Origin of the sequence: Williamsia sp. CHRR-6 (assembly GCF_018474015.1) — a bacterium.
In the GTDB taxonomy this organism is placed as follows: domain Bacteria; phylum Actinomycetota; class Actinomycetes; order Mycobacteriales; family Mycobacteriaceae; genus Williamsia_A.
In genome coordinates this window covers 271,382-290,375 of record NZ_JAHCSG010000001.1, presented here as the reverse complement: position 1 = coordinate 290,375, position 18,994 = coordinate 271,382, and the positions used below count along the sequence as shown (strand labels likewise).

Sequence of the window (18,994 nt, the reverse complement as noted above, 5' to 3'; positions counted from 1 at the left end):
CTGCGGATGCACCGGTGTACGGTCATCGGTCATGATCTCCGACGATGAGCGCATCGCCGCCGCCCGGGCCTACGTCGATGCCCTCGCCACGAAGGACCCCTCCGACGTCCGGGTGACCCCGGACTGCCGTCGGGTGGAGAACGGCATCACCACCGGCCGTGACGGCGCCCACATCATCCGCACGCTGCGGACGTCGCCGTTGTTCGCCCCGATCTCGGGTACCGCGGATTTTGCCGCCACTGTCACCGACGGCGTGGCGCACGCGACGTTCACCGTGATCGCCCTGCACCGCCTCGCGGTTCCGGTGCGCGAGTCGTTCACCTTCGACGAATCCGGTGCCATCAGCTCGATCACCGCGAAGATCGGCCGCCCGCGCCTGGCCCGTCGCTGAACCACGTCGCCTCCACCCGTCGGGCCGGTGGCGTTCGAGGCGTGCGCCGACGTGCCAAACTGGAGTCATCCACCCGCCATGAGGAGTGAGTTCGATTCCCAGTTTCGCCGACACCACTTTCACAGATCCGTCCCGGATCCGTAACTTCTGCATCATCGCCCACATCGACCACGGCAAATCGACGCTGGCCGACCGGATGCTGCAGCTCACCGGTGTGGTCGACGACCGGGCGATGCGTGCGCAATACCTCGACCGGATGGACATCGAGCGCGAGCGTGGAATCACCATCAAGGCGCAGAACGTGCGTCTGCCGTGGCAGGTGACCGGCGATGACGGCGAGACCACCGACTACGTCATGCATCTCATCGACACCCCCGGCCACGTCGACTTCACCTACGAGGTGTCGCGGGCTTTGGAGGCGTGCGAGGGAGCGGTGCTGCTGGTCGACGCCGCCCAGGGCATCGAGGCGCAGACGTTGGCCAACCTGTACCTGGCCATGGACAAAGACCTCACCATCATCCCGGTCCTCAACAAGATCGACCTGCCCGCTGCCGATCCCGACCGCTATGCCGCCGAGATCGCCCACATCGTCGGCTGCGAACCCGACGACGTGCTGCGGGTGTCGGGTAAGACCGGCGTCGGTGTCAAGGAGTTGCTCGACGAGGTGGTGCGGGTCGTGCCCGCACCGGTAGGCGATGCCGACGCCCCCGCGCGGGCGATGATCTTCGACTCGGTCTATGACACCTATCGCGGGGTGGTCACCTACGTCCGCGTGGTCGACGGACGGCTGGTGCCGCGCGAGAAGATCGAGATGATGTCGACCGGCACCACCCATGAGCTGCTCGAGGTGGGCATCGTCTCACCAGAACCCAAGCCGACGGCGGGCCTGGGCGTGGGGGAGGTCGGCTACCTGATCACCGGAGTCAAAGACGTTCGGCAGTCGAAGGTCGGCGACACCGTCACCTCGGCCCGCAATGGCGCCACCGAAGCCCTGACCGGCTACCGCGAGCCACGCCCGATGGTGTACTCGGGGCTCTATCCGGTGGACGGGTCGGACTACCCCGACCTGCGTGACGCGCTGGAGAAGTTGCAGCTCAACGACGCCGCATTGAGTTGGGAGCCTGAGACGTCGGTGGCCCTGGGCTTCGGATTCCGCTGCGGATTCCTGGGTCTGCTGCACATGGAGATCACCCGCGAACGTCTCGAACGTGAATTCGGCCTCGACCTCATCTCCACCGCACCCAACGTCGTGTACCGGTTGGTTGCCGAGGACGGTCGGGAGCAAATCGTCACCAACCCCTCGGATTGGCCAGATGGCAAGGCCCAAGCCATCTTCGAGCCGATCGTGAAGACCACGGTGATCGCCCCGAGCGAGTTCGTCGGCACCATCATGGAGTTGTGTCAGTCGCGCCGCGGAGAGCTTGGCGGCATGGACTACCTCTCGGAGACCCGGGTGGAGCTGCGCTACACCATGCCGATGGCCGAGATCATCTTCGACTTCTTCGACTCGTTGAAGTCACGCACCCGCGGTTACGCCAGCCTCGATTACGAGGAGGCAGGCGAGCAGGAATCGGCGTTGGTGAAGGTGGACATCCTGCTGCAGGGTGAGGCGGTGGATGCGTTCAGTGCGATCGTGCACAAGGACGCTGCGTTCGCCTACGGCAACAAGATGACCACCAAACTCAAAGAACTCATCCCCCGCCAGCAGTTCGAGGTACCGGTGCAGGCGGCGATCGGCTCGAAAATCATTGCGCGCGAGAACATCCGGGCCATCCGCAAGGACGTGCTGGCCAAGTGCTACGGCGGCGACATCAGCCGCAAGCGCAAGCTGTTGGAAAAGCAGAAGGAAGGCAAGAAGCGGATGAAGACCATCGGTCGGGTGGAGGTGCCGCAGGAGGCCTTCGTCGCCGCGCTGTCAGCCGACGCCGCCAGCGACAAGCCGAAGGGCAAGTAGCGTCACTCGATCCCGACCGGCGCCGGTGAGATCGGTCGATACGATGGACTGATGTCGACGAATCCTGTTCTCGCGCCGAGTCCCCTGCTGCACGGTCTGCCCGATTTCGGGGCCATTTCAGACTCGGACTTCCTGCCTGCGTTCACCGAGGCGATGGCTGAGCACCTACGTGAGGTCGACGCCATCGCAGGCAGCCCCCAGGAGCCGACCTTCACCAACACCATCGAGGCACTCGAGCGCTCGGGTCAGGCGTTGTCGCAGGCGGCGGGCATCTTCTACAACCTCATCGGGCCCGACTCCAACCCCGAGCGAGATGCCATCGCCCAAGAGTTGGCCGCCAAGCTTGCAGCGCACAACGATGCGGTCGCATTGAACCCCGCCTTGTTCGCCAGGATCCGGCGTCTGCACGACGACCGCGCCGCACTCGGGCTCGATGAACCGTCGATGCGGCTGCTGGAGAGGACTTTTCGTGACTCGGTACGCGCGGGCGCTGCTCTGGACGACGACGGTCAGCAACAGATGCGGGAGATTTCGGCACGCCTGTCGGTGCTGACCACCTCGTTCTCGCAGAAGGTGCTGGGCGAGAGCAACGCTGCGGCAGTGCTGATCGACGACGTGGCCGACCTCGACGGTCTGGGCGAGGCCGCCATCGCAGCCGCGAAGGCTGCGGCGGTCGACGCAGGTCATGAGCGGGGCTATCTGTTGACGCTGGGGCTGCCGACCGGACAGTCCGCCCTGGCAGCACTCACGAATTCCATCACCAGGCGGCGGCTGTTCGAGGCGTCGGTGGGCAGGTGTCTGCGCGGCAACGAGTTCGACACCCGCGCAATTGTTCTCGAGATCGTGACGCTTCGTGCGCAGCGGGCGCAGTTGCTCGGATATCGCGATCACGCCGAATACGTACTCGCCGAGCAGACCGCCCCAGATGCCGCCGCCGTGGAGTCGATGCTCGCCGACCTGTCAGTGGCCGCCATGCGGGCTGGGGGACGGGAGCTGACCCGCCTGCGCAAGTTGGCGGGCGGCGACATCGAAGCATGGGACATGCAGTACTGGTTGGCTGCGTTGCGCAGGTCGCAGTCATCGGTCCCGATCGACGACTTCGCCGACTACTGCGAGTTGAACACTGTGTTGCACGACGGCGTGTTCCACGCTGCGCACGTCCTCTACGGGTTGTCGTTCCGGGAGCGCACCGAGCTGCCGTCCTACCATCCCGACGTGCGGACCTGGGAGGTGTTTGACGCCAACGGGACCTCGATCGGCCTGTACCTCGGTGACTTCTACGCCCGGCCCAGCAAGCGGGGCGGGGCCTGGATGAACAACATCGTCGACCAGTCCGACCTGCTGGCCACCCGCCCCATCATCGTCAACGTGTTGAACGTGACCAAACCCCAACCGGGACAACCCTGTCTGCTCGATTTCGATCAGCTCACCACCCTGTTCCACGAGTTCGGTCACACGCTGCACGGTCTGCTCTCGGCGGTTCGTTACCCCTCGCAGTCGGGTACCTCGGTGCCCCGTGACTTCGTCGAGTTCCCCTCGCAGGTCAACGAGATGTGGGCTCTGCACCCTGAGGTGTTGGCCAACTACGCCCGCCACCATCGCACCGGTGATCCCATCCCGGCCGAGTTGGCACAGGCTGGCCGTGAGGCGACCGCGGTCGAAACCGCCTACGCCACCATCGAATACCTCGCCGCCTCGGTGCTCGATCTGGCGTGGCATCGCCTGACCGCCGACGACGAGGTGAGTGACATCGAGGCGTTCGAGGAGCAGGCGCTGCGGGACGCCGGGGTGTATTCCGAGCTGATCCCGCCGCGCTACCGCACCGCCTACTTCAACCACATCTTTGGTGGCGGGTATGCGGCTGGCTATTACTCCTACATCTGGTCAGAGGTGCTCGACGCCGAGACCGAGCAGTGGTTTCTGGACAACGGTGGTCTCACCCGAACCAACGGCGCGCAATTCGCCGACGCCACCCTGTCGCGTGGTGACAGCGTGGATCCCATTGCTGCACACCAGAAACTGCTCGGCCGCAAGGCTCGCATCGAGCCGCTGCTGCGGCGACGGGGGCTCGAGGTCTCGACCGGCTGAGATGCTCGGATCGAGCGGTCCCGGGATCGAGGAGCTGAGTGTTCTCGACGAGGGGCGGCGCGCGTCAGGTGAATGGAGCGACGACGCAGACGTGGTGCGCGAGTGGTCGGCGGACCGATCCGAGTGTCGGATCGTCGCCGTCTCGCTGCACGTCGCCGATCTGGCCGCTGTGATCGAGCGAGAGGCGCGGCTGGCCGACACCGGCGGGTACGAACTGGAGTGGAAGACCTACGCCCATGATGAGTGGGCGGGAATCGAGGATCACCTCGCTCGATTCGGATTCGAACCCGATCCGGTCGAGGCAGTGCTCGTGCGTACTGATCTCAGTGCGTCGCAGTCGACATAGGTGACCACCACCACGCCGTGGTCGTACTCGCCGCATTGAGCGTGGTTCTCCGGCGCCGCCGAAGGCATGCATCACGAGCATTCGGGTGGGGCAGGATGATTACGTGAACGCGCACGCCCGGGCCGACCTGTCTCGCTACGCCCTGATCAGCATCGTCGCATCGGTCGTTGTCATCGCGCTGAAAGTCGTTGCGTGGCAGGTGTCCGGTTCGGTGGGCTTGCTGTCGGATGCCGCTGAGTCCCTGGTGAACGTCGTGGCCGCGGTCGGTGCGTTCATCGCGCTGCGGGTGGCTGCCAAACCCGCCGACGACGATCACAATTTTGGCCACACCAAGGCCGAGTACTTCTCCGCGGTGTTCGAGGGCGTGATGATCGTCGTCGCGGCGGGCCTGATCATGGTGGCCGCAGTCAACAGGCTGCTGCACCCGGCCGAATTGGATGCTGTCGGAATGGGTCTGGGGATCGCAGTGGTGGCCACAGCGCTCAATGGGGCCGTCGGGGTGCTGCTGGTGCGGGTGGGTCGCGCGCATCGATCCCACACCCTCGAGGCCGACGGTGCCCATCTGCTCACCGACGTATGGACCACGGCCGGGGTGGTGGTGGGGGTGATCTTGGTGGCGCTGACGGGATGGCTGTGGCTGGATGCGGTGATCGCGATGGCGGTCGCGGTGAACATCCTCGCCGTCGGCGGTCGGCTGGTGTGGCGGTCGAGTGCCGGCCTGATGGACACCGCACTACCCGACGCCGAACGCGCGGCGATCGAGGCGGTGCTCGACCGATACCGGGCCGATGATGTTGATTTCCATGACATCCGGACGCGGGAGTCCGGTCACGAACGGTTCGTCCAACTCCACATGCTGGTGCCCGGGGAGTGGACGGTGCAGCAGGGCCACGACCTTGTCGAGCGCGTCGAGCACGACCTTCTCGGCGCGCTCGAGCACATGCATGTCACCATCCATCTCGAACCGATCGGTGACCCGAGAGCGTACGAGCCGTGGCGCCTGCGTTGATCAACCCGGCGGGATCGACGCGCCGTGATCGTGGCTGCCTGACCTGTCAGCCGTGTTCGGATGCCTTGCGCACGTGGGAGATCGCCTCTTCGGCGCGGATCACGTGGGTCACAGCGTTGATCAGCGCAAGGTGGGTGAAGGCTTGGGGGAAGTTGCCCAGGTGGCGGCCGGTCCTGGCGTCGATCTCCTCGGCGTAGAGCTTGAGAGGACTGGCGTAGTTCAGCAGCCGTTGGCACAGATGCTTGGCGCGATTGAGTTCGCCGATCTCCACCAGGGCCGAGACCAACCAGAACGAGCAGATCGTGAAAGTGCCCTCCTCGCCTGCCAATCCGTCGTCGGTCTCCTGCACCCGGTAGCGCAGCACGAGGCCGTTGTCGGTGAGTTCGTCGGCGATGGCCAACACGGTCTTGCGGACCCGTTCGTCGTTGGGCGGTAGGAAGCGCAGCAGTGGCACCAGCAAAAGGGAGGCATCCAGGGCGTCGCTGCCGTAGCGCTGGGTGAACACCCCGCGCTCGTTGACGCCGTGGGTGAGGATGTCGTCTTTGATGTCGTCGGCGATGGCACGCCACTTGTCGGCATACTGCGCCTCACCGTGCATACGGGCAAGGCGCACACCACGATCCAGTGCGATCCAGCACATCACCTTCGACGAGGTGAAGTGTTGCGGTTCGCCGCGCACCTCCCAGATGCCGCGGTCGGGGTCACGCCAGTGGGTGATCGCCTCCTCGACCTGGGCCTTGAGCACCGGCCACAGGGTCTCGGGGATAGATTCGGTGGACTTGGTGTTGAGGTACACCGAGTCGAGCATGGTGCCCCAGATGTCGTGCTGGCGTTGGTTGTAGGCGCCGTTGCCGATCCGCACCGGGCGCGCTCCGTCGTAGCCGGACAGATGCGAGAGTTCCTGTTCCTCCAGCGACCGTTCGCCTCCCACCCCGTACATCACCTGCAGTGGGTGCTGGGTGCCTGAGGTCACCCCGGACATGTCGGCGATGAAGGAGAAGAAGTCGTCGGCCTCTCGGTCGAGGCCCAACGTGTAGAGCCCCCACAGCGCGAAAGTCGAATCCCGAACCCACGCGTATCGGTAGTCCCAGTTACGTTCGCCCCCGGGGGTTTCCGGTAGCGAGGTGGTGGCTGCGGCCAGGAGGGCGCCGGTCGGGGAGTAGGTGAGGCCCTTGAGGGTGAGCGCGCTGCGCTGCAGGAAGCTGCGCCACGGGTGGTCGGGGAACGTGCCGACGTTGATCCACTGGCGCCACGACTCGGCGGTGGACCACATCTTCGCCGCGGCCTCGTCCCAGTTCTGTGGGGCCGGCTGAGCCGACCAGCTCAGTGCGATGAAGCGGTCGTCGCCCTCGTTCAGCCGCGTACGCGCCCGCGCCTCCCTGCCTTCGAGCCCGAGCTTGAGGTTGGTGGTCAACTTCAGCGTCGGCGCCGGATGTGTGGTGTCGGTGGCGGTGGCCACCGCTTCGCCGTAGGCCGGCCCGGAGTACTCCCAGATGGTGCTGCCTCGGTGGTAGTCGAATGCCGGCTCGCAGCTCATCATCAGTTCCACTGTCCCGCTGACACATCGCACGGTGCGCAGCAGCATGTGCTCGGCGTCCCAGTCGGTAGGGGTACGCCGATGTGTCCGCGACCGGACGTCGTTGTCGTGCCACTTGCCCATCACCAGTGCATCTCGCACGATGATCCAGCCGGTGTCGGTCTGCCAGGTGGTCTCCACCATCAGCGAGCCCGGTAGGTAGCGGCGATCGACGGGCACGTTGACCCCGTACGGCGCCAGCTTGAAGTGGCCGGCCGAGCGGTCGAGGATCGCGCCGAAGACGCTCGGTGAATCCGGGCGCGGGACACACATCCACTCCACCGCCCCGTTGCGCGCGATGAGGCAGTTCGTCTCACAGTCGGACAGGAATGCGTAGTCGTCGATCGGGGGGAACGCATTGTGGGTGGTGGTGGCGGGCAGGAACGAATTCGCCTCCGCCGACATCGGATTGAACGACGGACGCAACGTCGCCGTCGGGTCGGCCCCCGGATCGATCGACGTCACGGCACCGCCGGTCGCGGCTGTGGTCGACGCAGTGTCTGGGGCGGCCGAGGTGTAGGTGTCGTCGGCGGGGGGAGGGGTCATGGCTCAATGATGGTTGGTGGGTGGGCGAATGCGCCACAGCTGCGCGGTGTCGATGCCGGGTCGAGACCTCCGGTGCCCGGATTTGGGATCACGGTGAATTTAAGCTGCGGGCTAGGGTGGGAGAGTGAACGGGATCCGGACGTGGTGGGACGGCGTCGAGGCGTGGCTGACCGGTTTGTCGTTCGTGCCGCAGCTGCTGGTGTCGCTGGCGGTGTTGATCCCGTCGGCCATCGTGGCCGCGATCGCGCTGAACGCGCTGGTCAACGGGGTCATGCGGATCGTCGAGCGAGTCTCGACACCCCGTTCTGCGGGGGACAGGCGATGAGGATGCCACGATCGAAGGTGACCACTGCCTTGATCGGGCTGCTCCTACTGGTCTTGGTCGCGTGGCTGCTCACTCGCTGAGGCGGTGACCGGGCCCGCCACCGGTCTCCGGTTCGGCGGCATCGTCGCAGTTCTGCCGGTGTTAAATTCGGTCACCGGCCCTCCGTGTGAGGACGCCGTCTGTCGCCGGACCGCCACGGCGGTCGACTCACCACGAGAAGGAACCCCCATGACGATCTCGGTCACCGGTGCCAACAAGCGCTACGGCGACTTCGTCGCTCTCGATGACGTGTCGCTGGAGATCCCTGCGGGATCGTTGACGGCACTTCTGGGGCCGTCTGGATCGGGGAAGTCGACGCTGCTTCGCGCTATCGCCGGCCTCGATCACCTCGACTCGGGCAGCGTGGTGATCAACGGGGACAACGTCACCCACGTTTCGCCGCAGCAGCGCGACATCGGCTTCGTCTTCCAGCACTACGCCGCGTTCAAGCACATGTCGGTGCGCGACAACGTGGCGTTCGGGCTGACCATCCGCAAACGACCCAAGGCCGAGGTGTCGGCGCGCGTCGACGAACTGCTCGAGGTGGTCGGGTTGGCCGGATTCCAGAACCGCTACCCCGCGCAACTGTCCGGCGGCCAACGCCAGCGGATGGCCTTGGCCCGTGCGCTGGCCGTCGACCCCAAGGTGCTGCTGCTCGACGAACCGTTCGGCGCGTTGGACGCAAAGGTGCGCGAGGATCTGCGGAAGTGGTTGCGGCGCCTGCACGACGAGGTACATGTGACCACGGTGCTGGTCACCCACGACCAGCAGGAGGCGCTCGACATCGCCGACCGCATCGCCGTGCTCAACCGTGGACGGATTGAGCAGGTCGGCAGCCCTGATGACCTCTACGACCGCCCGGCCAACGAGTTCGTGATGTCGTTTCTGGGCTCGGTGGCGCGTCTCAACGGATCCCTGGTGCGCCCCCACGACATCCGGGTCGGACGAACACCGGATATGGCGTTGGCCACCGCCGATCAGGCTTCGGCCGAGACCGGGGTGCTCAAGGCCACCGTGCGTCGGGTCGTGAACCTCGGGTTCGAGGTGCGAGTCGAATTGTCCAACGCGGCAACCGGAGACGACTTCCACGCCCAGATCACCCGCGGTGACGCCGCCGCACTCGGAGTCGGTGAGGGAGATGAGGTCTACGTTCGGGCCACCCGGATTCCGGTGATCGCCGGAATCCAGGGCTGAGGTGCCCGGGTTGGGGCCGCGCGTGCTGCCCTGACCACACCTCAGGGGGCGAGGGACCCCACGGTGGTGGTCGCGGTGTCGGTTGCGCCGTCCAGTGTCACGGTGACCGTGCGGGTGGCGCCGGTTGCGGATGTGACGGCCACCGGGATCTGTTCGCCTTCGGTGTGCCGCAACACCTGCGCCATCAGGTCGGCGTAACTGCCCACGGGAGTGCCGTCGATCGACGTGATCACCTCGCCGGATCTGATCCCGGCCTTGGCTGCCGCGCCGGTGCTGGTGACCTGGACCCGCGCGCCACTGTTCTCAGACGCAGTGTCCAGTGAACCGGACACGCCCAGAACGGGTTTGGTAGCCGTACCGTCTTGCATCAATTGCTCGGCGACGCGTTTGGCCGTGTCGACGGGGATGGAGAATCCCAGACCGAACGCCTGCACTCCGCCGCTGGCCGCCTGGCCGGTGTCGACGGCGGAGTTGACTCCCACCACCTGGCCGGCCAGATTCACCAGCGGCCCACCGGAATTGCCGGGGTTGATGGGCGTGTCGGTCTGTAGGCCGTTGTAGACGGCCACCTGTCGACCGGAGTCGTCGCCTGCGGTCACAGTGCGGTTGAGTGCGCTGATGATGCCCGATGTCACTGTGTTGGAGAGATTCTCGGGGCTGCCCACGGCAACCACCTGCTGGCCGACCTGCAGGCTGGACGACTGCCCCAACGTGGCGGCGCGCAGATTGTCCACCCCGTCGATCTTGATGACCGCAAGGTCATAGGACGGCGCGACACCGGTGATGGTGGCCCGGTGCGTCGAGCCGTCGGGGAGGGTGACCTGGATGCGACCGCCCTCGCCCACGCCGTCGACCACGTGGTTGTTGGTGAGGGTGTAACCGTCAGAGGTCAGGATGATCCCGCTGCCGACCGAACTGCCCGCAGCGCCGCTGACTTTGATGTCGGCGGTGAACCCTGAGGCCACCTTGGCGGCATAGGTCACCGAGCCGGGCGTGGCGTCGACGGTCCGCGCATCAGCTGGGGCCGAGGTCAACGGCGACGCAGTGGTGGTGTCGCGCTGTTGATCCCAGACGGCCACGGCACCTGCGCCCACGCCGCCGCCGAGCAGTCCTGCGGCGACCACCGCAGCAGCCACAGCCGGGCTGATCCGTCGTCGCTCGGGGGTGGGCGCCTGGGCTGGCGGCAAGTGCTCCGGGCTGGACATCTGCGGCTGGTACGGATGGGTCGGGTGATCGGAGGAGTTGGGGTACATGCCCCCATGGTGGGCACGGCACCTGAAACGAGCCCAAGAATCACCGGTGCGATTCGCTGAGGCTTTCGCTGCGTTCTACACGGTTCTCTCAGGTGGGTTCTCAGGCGAGCGCTGCGAGATCCAAGGGGGCCAAGGCATCGCCGACCAGTCCGGCGGCCACGGTGTTGCCGCCCTGGGGATCGATGAGCAGAAAGCTGCCGGTCTCGCGGTTGACCAGGTAGTCGTCGGCTGCGATCGGGGAGGCGGTCTGCACCGAGATTCGCCCGATCTGGTTGAGCTCCAGCACGTCTGGGCCGTCGACCAGACCCAGCGCCTGCTCGTCGAAGACGGTGTCCACGGCGCCGACGATGGCGGCGGTGGTGGTGGTCCCGTGCTTGAGCAGTAGTCGAGCCCCGGGGCGAAGCGGCTTGTCACCCAGCCAGCAGACGGTGGCTGTGAACGCCGAGATCGGTTGGGGCGCATCAGAACTGGCGGCGATGAGGTCTCCGCGGGAGATGTCGATGTCGTCGGTGAGCAGGATGGTCACGCTGCGACCGGTGTGGGCGGTCTGCAGTGCACCGTCGGCGGTGTCGATCCCGGCGACGGTGGTGGAGATCCCCGACGGCAGTACCGTGACCTGATCGCCCACGGTGACGCGGCCGGCGGCGATCTGTCCGGCGTATCCGCGGTAGTCGGGGTACTCGGGGGTGCGCGGACGGATCACGTACTGCACCGGGAAGCGAAAGCCCACCGGTGCGCGATCGGCGACGTTGGGCACCGACTCGAGATGCTCGATGAGAGTGGGCCCATCGTAGAAGGCGGTCGTCGCCGATCGCACGGCGACATTGTCGCCGTGCAGGGCTGATACCGGGATGGCCTGCACCTGATCGGCGCTCCAACCCAGAGTGGTCGTCAACGCGGCGAACTCGGCGCTGATCTCGGCGAACACAGCGGCGGCGTCGTCGACCAGGTCGATCTTGTTGACGGCCAACACCAGCTGCGGCACCCCGAGCAGTGCCATCACCGCGGCGTGCCGACGGGTCTGGGCCACCACGCCGGTGCGGGCATCGACCAGCAGGATCACCAGGCCCGCCGTGGACGCGCCGGAGACGGTGTTGCGGGTGTACTGGACGTGGCCGGGGGTGTCGGCCAACACGAACGACCGTGCGGGCGTGGCGAAGTAGCGGTAGGCGACGTCGATGGTGATGCCCTGTTCACGCTCGGCGCGCAGCCCGTCGACCAGCAGCGACAGGTCGGGTCCGGCCAGTCCGCGGTCGACCGAGGCCCGTGTCACGGCGTCGATCTGATCGGCCAGAACAGATTTCGTGTCGTAGAGCAGCCGCCCCACCAGGGTGGACTTGCCGTCGTCGACGCTGCCCGCGGTGGCGATGCGCAACAGGTCGGAGTGCAGTCCGACGTCGGGGGTGCTCATCAGAAATATCCTTCACGCTTGCGGTCTTCCATGGCGGCCTCGCTGACCCGGTCGTCGCCGCGGGTGGCCCCACGCTCGGTGAGTCGGGACGCGGCCACCTCGGCCAGGACGGCGGCGTTGTCGGCGGCGTCCGAGCGCACCGCGCCGGTGGTGGAGCCATCGCCGACCGTGCGGTATCGAACCGAGAGTCGTTGTAGCGTCTCACCCTCGCGTGGTCCGCCCCACGGTCCCGGGGTCATCAGCATGCCGTCACGCTCGAACACGTCGCGGTCGTGGGCGTAGTAGATCGACGGCAGCAGCACCTGCTCGCGGGCGATGTAACGCCACACGTCGAGCTCGGTCCAGTTCGACAGCGGGAACACACGTACGTGTTCGCCGGGTGCGTGTCTGCCGTTGTAGAGGTTCCACAGCTCGGGCCGTTGACGTTTGGGGTCCCACTGCCCGAATGCGTTGCGCAACGAGAAGATCCGCTCCTTGGCCCGCGAACGCTCCTCGTCTCGACGGCCCCCGCCGAACACCGCGTCGAATCGGTTGGCGGTGATCGCGTCGAGCAGGGGCACGGTCTGCAGAGGGTTGCGTACTCCGTCGGGGCGTTCGGTGAGACGCCCGTCGGCAAGGTACTCCTCGACGCTGGCCACGTGCAGACGCAGGTTGTGGCGGGCGACCACTTCGTCTCGGAACGCCAGCACCTCGGGCAGGTTGTGGCCGGTGTCGACGTGCAACAGCGAGAACGGGATCGGAGCGGGCCAGAACGCCTTGATCGCCACGTGCAGCAGCACGGTGGAGTCCTTACCGCCGGAGAACAGGATGACGGGGCGTTCGAATTCGCCTGCCACCTCGCGGAAGATGTGGATGGCCTCGGACTCCAACGCATCGAGTGTGGTGTACTCGTCGTCAGACGTTGTTGCCGGAGAACGTGATCCGGTCTGTTCGATGGTCATGACTGGTGCAACCCGCATTCGGTCTTGGCGCGCCCGGCCCACCGGCCACTGCGCGGATCGGCCCCGGGGGCCGGCTTGCTGGTGCACGGTGCGCACCCGATGGATGTGTAGCCCTCGTCGACCAACGGGTTCTCCAGAATTCCGTTGGTGTCGATGTAGTCGCGCAGCTGTTCATCGCTCCACGCGGCGATCGGGTTGACCTTCACCAGCCCGAACGCCTCGTCGTAGGAGATCAGCGGGGCGTTGGCGCGGGTGGGCGCCTCTACCCGACGGATCCCGGTCACCCAGGCGCTGTGCTCGGACAGTTGACGCTGCAGCGGGACCACCTTGCGCAGGCGGCAGCACTCACCGGGATCGGAGGCGAACAGATCGCGCCCCACCAGTTCATCCTGTTGGGCCACAGTGTGTTCGGGGGTCACATTGATGATCTCCACCTGGTAGGTCAGCTCTACGGCGTCGCGGGTACCGATCGTCTCGGCGAAGTGGTACCCGGTGTCGAGGAAGAGCACCTTGAGCTTCTCGCCGGCCGGCAACAGTGGCCCCATGGTGGTCGCGGCCAGTGCGACCAGAGCGGCGTCTTGCATGTTGGAGGCGACGACGAGATCGTTGCCGAACGTACGGGCCGTCCACTGCAGCAGGGCCTCGGCGGTCGCGTCGGGTCCGAGTTCGGCGTTGCCTGCCTCGACGAGTTCACGCTGGTGTGATTCCAGCCTGGTGGCACTGTTCATCGCAGATGTTCCTCCTGTGCCCGGATCGTCCACTCGGCAAACCGTTCTGCGGGTTGGCGTTGGTCGACGAAGTTGCGGACCACTCGGTCGATGTAGTCGCCGAGCTCCTCGGTGCGCACCTTGTGTTGGCGCAGCTTGCGCCCGAAACCCGCGTCCGCGCCCAGAGTGCCGCCCAGGTGGACCTGAAATCCCTCGACATGGTCACCGTTGTCGTCCTCCACGAGCTGACCCTTGAAGCCGATGTCGGCGATCTGGGCCCGAGCGCATGAGTTGGGGCAGCCATTGATGTTGATGGTGATGGGGACATCGAGTCGAGCGTTGATGTCGGCCAGCCGCTGTTCGAGCTCGGGCACCAATTGCTGTGAGCGCTTGCGTGTCTCGGTGAAGGACAGCTTGCAGAACTCGATGCCCGAACAGGCGATGAGGTTGCGGCGCCATCGCGAGGGACGTCCGTCGAGACCATGCGCGGCCAGCTCGTCGATCAGCGAGTCGACGTCGTCGTCGGCCACGTCGAGGACGACGAGCTTCTGATACGGCGTGAAACGGATCCGGTCGGACCCCACGCGGGCGGCGGCGTCGGCCACCGCAGTCAGGGCGGTCCCCGACACGCGGCCGGCGATCGCCGCGAACCCGACCGCGTTGAGTCCGTTCTTGAGTCGCTGCACCCCGACGTGATCACGCGGCTCGCTCAGCGGTGTGGGTGCGGGTCCGTCGATCAGTTTCCGACCCAGGTACTCGTCCTCCAGGACCTGACGGAACTTCTCGATGCCCCAATCCTTGACGAGGAATTTCAGCCGGGCCTTGGCCCGTAGCCGTCGATACCCGTAGTCGCGGAACAAGGTGGCCACCGCCTGCCACACCTGCGGTACCTCCGCCAGCGGCACCCACGCACCCACCCGTTGGGCCAGCATGGGGTTGGTCGACAGGCCGCCGCCGACCCACAGGTCCAGTCCCGGCCCGTGCTCGGGATGGTTCACCCCGATGAACGCGATGTCGTTGATCTCGTGGGCCACGTCCTGCAGACCCGAGATGGCGGTCTTGAACTTGCGTGGCAGGTTGGACAGTTCGCGGTCACCCACATGGCGGCGGACGATCTCGTCGATGGCCGGCGTCGGATCCAGGACCTCGTCGACGGCGTCGCCGGCCAGTGGTGAGCCGAGCACCACACGCGGGCAGTCGCCGCACGCTTCGGTGGTGCTCAGGCCGACGGCTTCGAGCCGCTGCCAGATGGTGGGGACGTCTTCGATCCGGATCCAGTGGTACTGGACGTTCTCGCGGTCGGAGAGGTCGGCGGTGTCGCGGGCGAACTCGGTCGAGATCGCACCGATGGTCCGCAGCTGTTCGGCGGTCAGGGCGCCCTTGTCGCAGCGCACCCGCATCATGAAGTGACTGTCCTCGAGCAGATCGATGTTCTCGTCGCCGGTGAAGGTGCCGTCGTAGCCTTGCGCGCGCTGGGTGTATAGGCCCCACCACCGCATGCGCCCACGTAGGTCCTGCTTGTCGATGGAGTCGAAACCTTGCTTGGCGTAGATGTTTTCGATGCGCTCTCGCACATTGAGCGGGTTGTCGTCCTTCTTGACCTGCTCGTTGGGGTTCAGCGGTTCGCGGTAACCGAGCTTCCACTGGCCTTCGGCGCGTCGCTTGGCCGGCCGGGGACGGCGAGGCGCGCGAGTCGAGTCGGCGGCGGTGGTGGGTGCGTCGGGTGTCGACGTCATCAGGTGGTGGCTCCTGGGTCGGATGGAGCCGGCGGCGGTCGTGGTGATGCGCACCGGCCCCGGTGCGTGTGGTGATCCATACGTGGGGCGCAAACGTGGAAACCGCACCCCTGGTCGGTGCGAGGCCTCGACGGGTCGGGGCCTCGACGGACGTCGGGGCGGTCAGCTACGACAGAATGCGCTGCAGACACGCTTGAGGTCGATGTGGCGTCGCTGCGACAGCCACACACCGGGGGAGATCACGTTTGTCATCGTGCCACGTGTCGGTTCGCCTCGTCTACTTGCGATAACTTTCGCTCACGGTGAGCGAAATCACCTCCGGTCCAGTGCGTGCGGGTACCCGCACACACCGGAGATGCCGTGAAGGGACAACCGCGGTCGGACCCACGTGATTCCCACCCGACGGTTGACGACGGTCGACCCCGCCGGGCAGAGGATGATCAGAGTGTGAGCACAGCAGCAGAGTCGCCGGCGGGCCCGGTACCCCCGATCGCCGGGCGGATCGATCCCGACACCGAGCTGGGGCTCTACGTCCACGTCCCGTTCTGCGCCACGCGCTGCGGCTACTGCGACTTCAACACCTACACCGCAGGCGAGTTGGGCACTGACTCTGCGCCTGAGCAGTGGTTTGCGGCGATCGAACGCGAGCTGGCACTCGCGGCGCGGATGCTGACCCCCCGCAGGCCGGTGCGCACGGTGTTCGTCGGCGGTGGCACACCTTCGTTGCTCGGTGCATCTGGGTTGCGGACCGTGCTGGACACGGTGCGCCGACATCTCGACCTCGCATCCGACGCCGAGATCACCACCGAGTCGAACCCTGAGTCGACCTCACCGGCGTTCTTCGACGGTCTGCGCGACGCCGGGTTCACCCGGGTGTCGCTGGGCATGCAGTCGGCGGCCCCGCACGTGCTGGCCACCCTGGACCGGGTACACACCCCGGGCCGCGCGGTACAGGCCGCCACCGAGGCGGCGGCAGCGGGCTTCGACCACGTCAACCTCGACCTCATCTACGGAACCCCCGGTGAGACCGACGCCGACCTCGACGCCAGCCTCGACGCGGTGCTGGCGGCCGGTGTCGACCATGTCTCGGCCTATGCGCTGATCGTCGAGGACGGCACGGCCCTGGCCCGCCGGGTGCGGCGCGGCGAGCTGCCCGCCCCCGACGACGACGTGCTGGCCGACCGCTACGAGGCGATCGACGCACGGCTCGCCGCAGCGGGGCTGCCCTGGTACGAGGTGTCGAACTGGGCGCGCGGCGGGGACGAGTCGGCGCAGTGCCGACACAACCTGGGCTACTGGGACAGTGCTGACTGGTGGGGTGTGGGACCGGGGGCGCACTCACATGTCAACGGGGTGCGGTGGTCGAACCTCAGGCATCCCGCCCGATACGCGACCACCCTGGCCGCCGGGTCGTCGCCGGTCGCGGCCATCGAGGAGTTGACCGTCGACGAACAGCACACCGAACGCGTCATGCTCGCGTTGCGGCGGCGAACCGGGCTGGCCCTGGACGAACTCGACGATGCCGAGCGCGCGCAGGTCGATCAGACCGCGGCCGCCGGTCTCACCGTGCGTCGGGGAGATCGGGTGGTGCTGTCCAACCGTGGACGTCTGCTGGCCGATGCGGTGGTTCGGCAGGTGTTGACGGCGCGCTGAGCGTTGCGTCGTCGGACGGATCGGTACCGGTGGGCGGCGCGGCGTCGACGCCCACCTCGGCGGGCAGCAGGATCGGCTCGGTGGGCTGATCGGCGGCAGAGTCGATGTCGTCAGGTCGGGACAGGTCGTGGCCCGATTCGCCGTCGACCTCGGAGTCCACGAGGTCCGCCCCGGGAACATCCGAGTTGCATGCGGTGTCCCCGCTCGTCGCAGCAGAGGTCGCGTCGGGGGCACCGCGGGAGTCGAGATCGAGCAGCCGGGCGTGGATGACGTGCCGGTTGCGCAGGGCAGATCGGACCGCGCGGTGCAGGCCGTCTTCGAGGTACGTTTCGCCCTGCCAGCGAACCGCATGGGCGAACAGGTCGCCGTAGAACGTCGAGTCCTCGGACAACAACTTGTCCAACGCGAGGGCCGTGGTGACCGTGGTCAACTGGTCCAGGCGAAACTGTCGTGGCGGTATCTGCGCCCACTCGCGCATGGTCAGCCCGTGCTCGGGGTACGGCTTACCGTTTCGAACACCTTTGAAGATCACAGTTCACCCTCGACAAACACGTGGCCCCCCTCGGCGTGACGACGACCTGCCCCGACCCCGCCCACCTTAGAGCGACCCGACACCGCAGTGGGGTCGCGGTCACACCTTCAGGCCCGCAACCTCCGTAAACTCGAGGGGCGCGCCCGGGCGCAACGGCGAGCTGGCGCCCCGGGGCAGCGCACACGAGACGATGGAGGTGAACTACGTGTCCAGCACCGATGAACGTCGATTCGAGGTCCTGCGGGCCATCGTCACCGACTACGTGGCGACCCAGGAACCGATCGGCTCGAAAGCGCTCGTCGAGCGCCACCAGCTGGGAGTGTCCAGTGCGACCATCCGCAACGACATGGCCGTGTTGGAGGCCGAGGGGTACATCGCCCAGCCGCACACCAGCTCCGGGCGGGTGCCCACCGACAAGGGATATCGGCTGTTCGTCGATCGGATCTCCGAGGTCAAGCCGCTCTCTTCGGTCGAGCGTCGCGCCATCCTGAGCTTCCTCGACTCCGGGATCGACCTCGACGACGTGCTGCGGCGTTCGGTGCGGCTGCTGGCCCAACTCACCCGCCAGGTGGCGATCATCCAATACCCGACGCTGTCCTCGGCCACGGTGCGCCACCTCGAGGTGGTCACCCTCAGTGCTTCGCGGCTGCTGCTGGTGGTCATCACCGACTCCGGTCGGGTGGAGCAGCGGATGGTCGAGCTCTCCGCTGAGTTGAGCGACGACGAGGTTGCACGGTTGCGCGACATGTTCTCTGCGGCCCTGCACGGTCAGCGCCTCGAGGTCGCCTCACAGGCGGTGGCCGAGCTGGCCACGTCAGCGCCGGAGGACATCCGCGCCGCGGTCATCAACGTCGCCACGGTCCTCGTGGAAACTCTCGTCGAGCGCTCCGACGACCGTCTGGTCTTGGGCGGCACCTCCAACCTGGCGCGCTCGGCTGCCGACTTCTCACCGGTGTCGGGGTCGATGGACTCGGTGCTCGAAGCGCTCGAGGAGCAGGTGGTGGTCCTCAAGCTGTTGGCGGCGGCTCAGCTGCCGGGCACGGTGACGGTACGCATCGGTGAGGAGACCCGCACCGAGAACCTGCGTGGCGCTGCGGTCGTGTCCACCGGGTACGGTGCTCCGGGAACGGTCTTCGGTGGTCTGGGGGTGGTCGGGCCCACGCGGATGGACTACCCGGGAACAATCGCCTCGGTCGCGGCCGTTGCCCGATATGTCGGCGAGGTGCTCGCCGAACGTTGAAGCGGCCCGACACCTCGTGTCGGGCCGCGTCTGAGAACTGTTGAGTCGTAACA

The 18,994-nt window shown here is 66.7% G+C and carries 15 protein-coding genes and 1 pseudogene; 9 read left to right on the top strand and 7 right to left on the bottom strand.

Features of this window, described 5'->3' with window-relative positions; all coding sequences use genetic code 11:
- The first annotated feature begins 31 nt into the window (after window positions 1–31).
- The 5 genes from KIK15_RS01280 (at window position 32) to KIK15_RS01260 (ending at window position 5,788) form a co-directional block, all read left to right on the top strand.
- Window positions 32–391, top strand: a complete 360-nt coding sequence (locus tag KIK15_RS01280) for a hypothetical protein (protein ID WP_214242357.1) — start codon at window positions 32–34, stop codon at window positions 389–391.
- An 85-nt stretch (window positions 392–476) separates the two neighbouring features.
- Window positions 477–2,345 carry a translation elongation factor 4 gene (lepA, locus tag KIK15_RS01275; RefSeq protein ID WP_214242356.1) on the top strand — a complete coding sequence of 623 codons (1,869 nt, stop codon included), beginning with the start codon at window positions 477–479 and terminating at the stop codon, window positions 2,343–2,345.
- 51 nt (window positions 2,346–2,396) lie between these two features.
- Window positions 2,397–4,433, top strand: a complete 2,037-nt coding sequence (locus KIK15_RS01270) for a M3 family metallopeptidase (RefSeq protein ID WP_214242355.1) — start codon at window positions 2,397–2,399, stop codon at window positions 4,431–4,433.
- Window position 4,434: 1 nt separating this feature from the next.
- Entirely contained in the window at window positions 4,435–4,779 is a 345-nt protein-coding gene (locus tag KIK15_RS01265) for a hypothetical protein (protein WP_214242354.1), read from the top strand.
- Window positions 4,780–4,882: 103 nt separating this feature from the next.
- Window positions 4,883–5,788 (top strand): cation diffusion facilitator family transporter, encoded by a 906-nt coding sequence (locus KIK15_RS01260; RefSeq protein WP_214242353.1) that lies wholly within the window; start codon window positions 4,883–4,885, stop codon window positions 5,786–5,788.
- Window positions 5,789–5,834: 46 nt separating this feature from the next.
- Here KIK15_RS01260 and KIK15_RS01255 read toward each other — a convergent pair whose 3' ends face one another.
- A complete protein-coding gene (locus KIK15_RS01255; protein WP_214243181.1) occupies window positions 5,835–7,769 on the bottom strand; it encodes a glycoside hydrolase family 15 protein in 1,935 nt (644 codons plus the stop codon).
- 265 nt (window positions 7,770–8,034) lie between these two features.
- On the opposite strand from KIK15_RS01255, the gene KIK15_RS01250 reads away from it, so the two are divergent.
- Window positions 8,035–8,235 carry a hypothetical protein gene (locus tag KIK15_RS01250; RefSeq protein ID WP_214242352.1) on the top strand — a complete coding sequence of 67 codons (201 nt, stop codon included), beginning with the start codon at window positions 8,035–8,037 and terminating at the stop codon, window positions 8,233–8,235.
- 228 nt (window positions 8,236–8,463) lie between these two features.
- On the top strand, window positions 8,464–9,468 hold the full coding sequence (locus KIK15_RS01245; protein WP_214242351.1) for a sulfate/molybdate ABC transporter ATP-binding protein: 1,005 nt from the start codon (window positions 8,464–8,466) through the stop codon (window positions 9,466–9,468).
- Window positions 9,469–9,509: 41 nt separating this feature from the next.
- Here KIK15_RS01245 and KIK15_RS01240 read toward each other — a convergent pair whose 3' ends face one another.
- The 5 genes from KIK15_RS01240 to KIK15_RS01220 all read right to left on the bottom strand — a co-directional run bounded on the left by KIK15_RS01240 (window position 9,510) and on the right by KIK15_RS01220 (window position 15,516).
- Window positions 9,510–10,721, bottom strand: a complete 1,212-nt coding sequence (locus KIK15_RS01240) for a S1C family serine protease (protein WP_214242350.1) — start codon at window positions 10,719–10,721, stop codon at window positions 9,510–9,512.
- A gap of 100 nt (window positions 10,722–10,821) precedes the next feature.
- Window positions 10,822–12,132 carry a sulfate adenylyltransferase subunit 1 gene (locus KIK15_RS01235; protein ID WP_214242349.1) on the bottom strand — a complete coding sequence of 437 codons (1,311 nt, stop codon included), beginning with the start codon at window positions 12,130–12,132 and terminating at the stop codon, window positions 10,822–10,824.
- Window positions 12,132–13,073 carry a sulfate adenylyltransferase subunit CysD gene (gene cysD, locus KIK15_RS01230; protein ID WP_214242348.1) on the bottom strand — a complete coding sequence of 314 codons (942 nt, stop codon included), beginning with the start codon at window positions 13,071–13,073 and terminating at the stop codon, window positions 12,132–12,134. The genes KIK15_RS01235 and cysD overlap by 1 nt, the downstream gene beginning before the upstream one ends.
- A complete protein-coding gene (locus KIK15_RS01225; RefSeq protein ID WP_214242347.1) occupies window positions 13,070–13,801 on the bottom strand; it encodes a phosphoadenylyl-sulfate reductase in 732 nt (243 codons plus the stop codon). The genes cysD and KIK15_RS01225 overlap by 4 nt, the downstream gene beginning before the upstream one ends.
- Window positions 13,798–15,516, bottom strand: a complete 1,719-nt coding sequence (locus tag KIK15_RS01220) for a nitrite/sulfite reductase (protein ID WP_214242346.1) — start codon at window positions 15,514–15,516, stop codon at window positions 13,798–13,800. The genes KIK15_RS01225 and KIK15_RS01220 overlap by 4 nt, the downstream gene beginning before the upstream one ends.
- Window positions 15,517–15,963: 447 nt before the next feature.
- Between KIK15_RS01220 and hemW the strand changes: the two genes are divergently transcribed.
- Window positions 15,964–17,169: a radical SAM family heme chaperone HemW gene (gene hemW / locus KIK15_RS01215; protein ID WP_214242345.1), complete on the top strand. Its 1,206-nt coding sequence runs from the start codon at window positions 15,964–15,966 to the stop codon at window positions 17,167–17,169.
- Window positions 17,170–17,407: 238 nt separating this feature from the next.
- On the opposite strand, the pseudogene KIK15_RS01210 reads toward hemW, so the two are convergent.
- Window positions 17,408–17,701: pseudogene (locus KIK15_RS01210) on the bottom strand (type II toxin-antitoxin system VapB family antitoxin); the annotation flags it as partial.
- Window positions 17,702–17,906: 205 nt separating this feature from the next.
- Between KIK15_RS01210 and hrcA the strand changes: the two are divergent.
- A complete protein-coding gene (gene hrcA / locus KIK15_RS01205; protein ID WP_214242344.1) occupies window positions 17,907–18,941 on the top strand; it encodes a heat-inducible transcriptional repressor HrcA in 1,035 nt (344 codons plus the stop codon).
- Window positions 18,942–18,994: the final 53 nt, after the last annotated feature.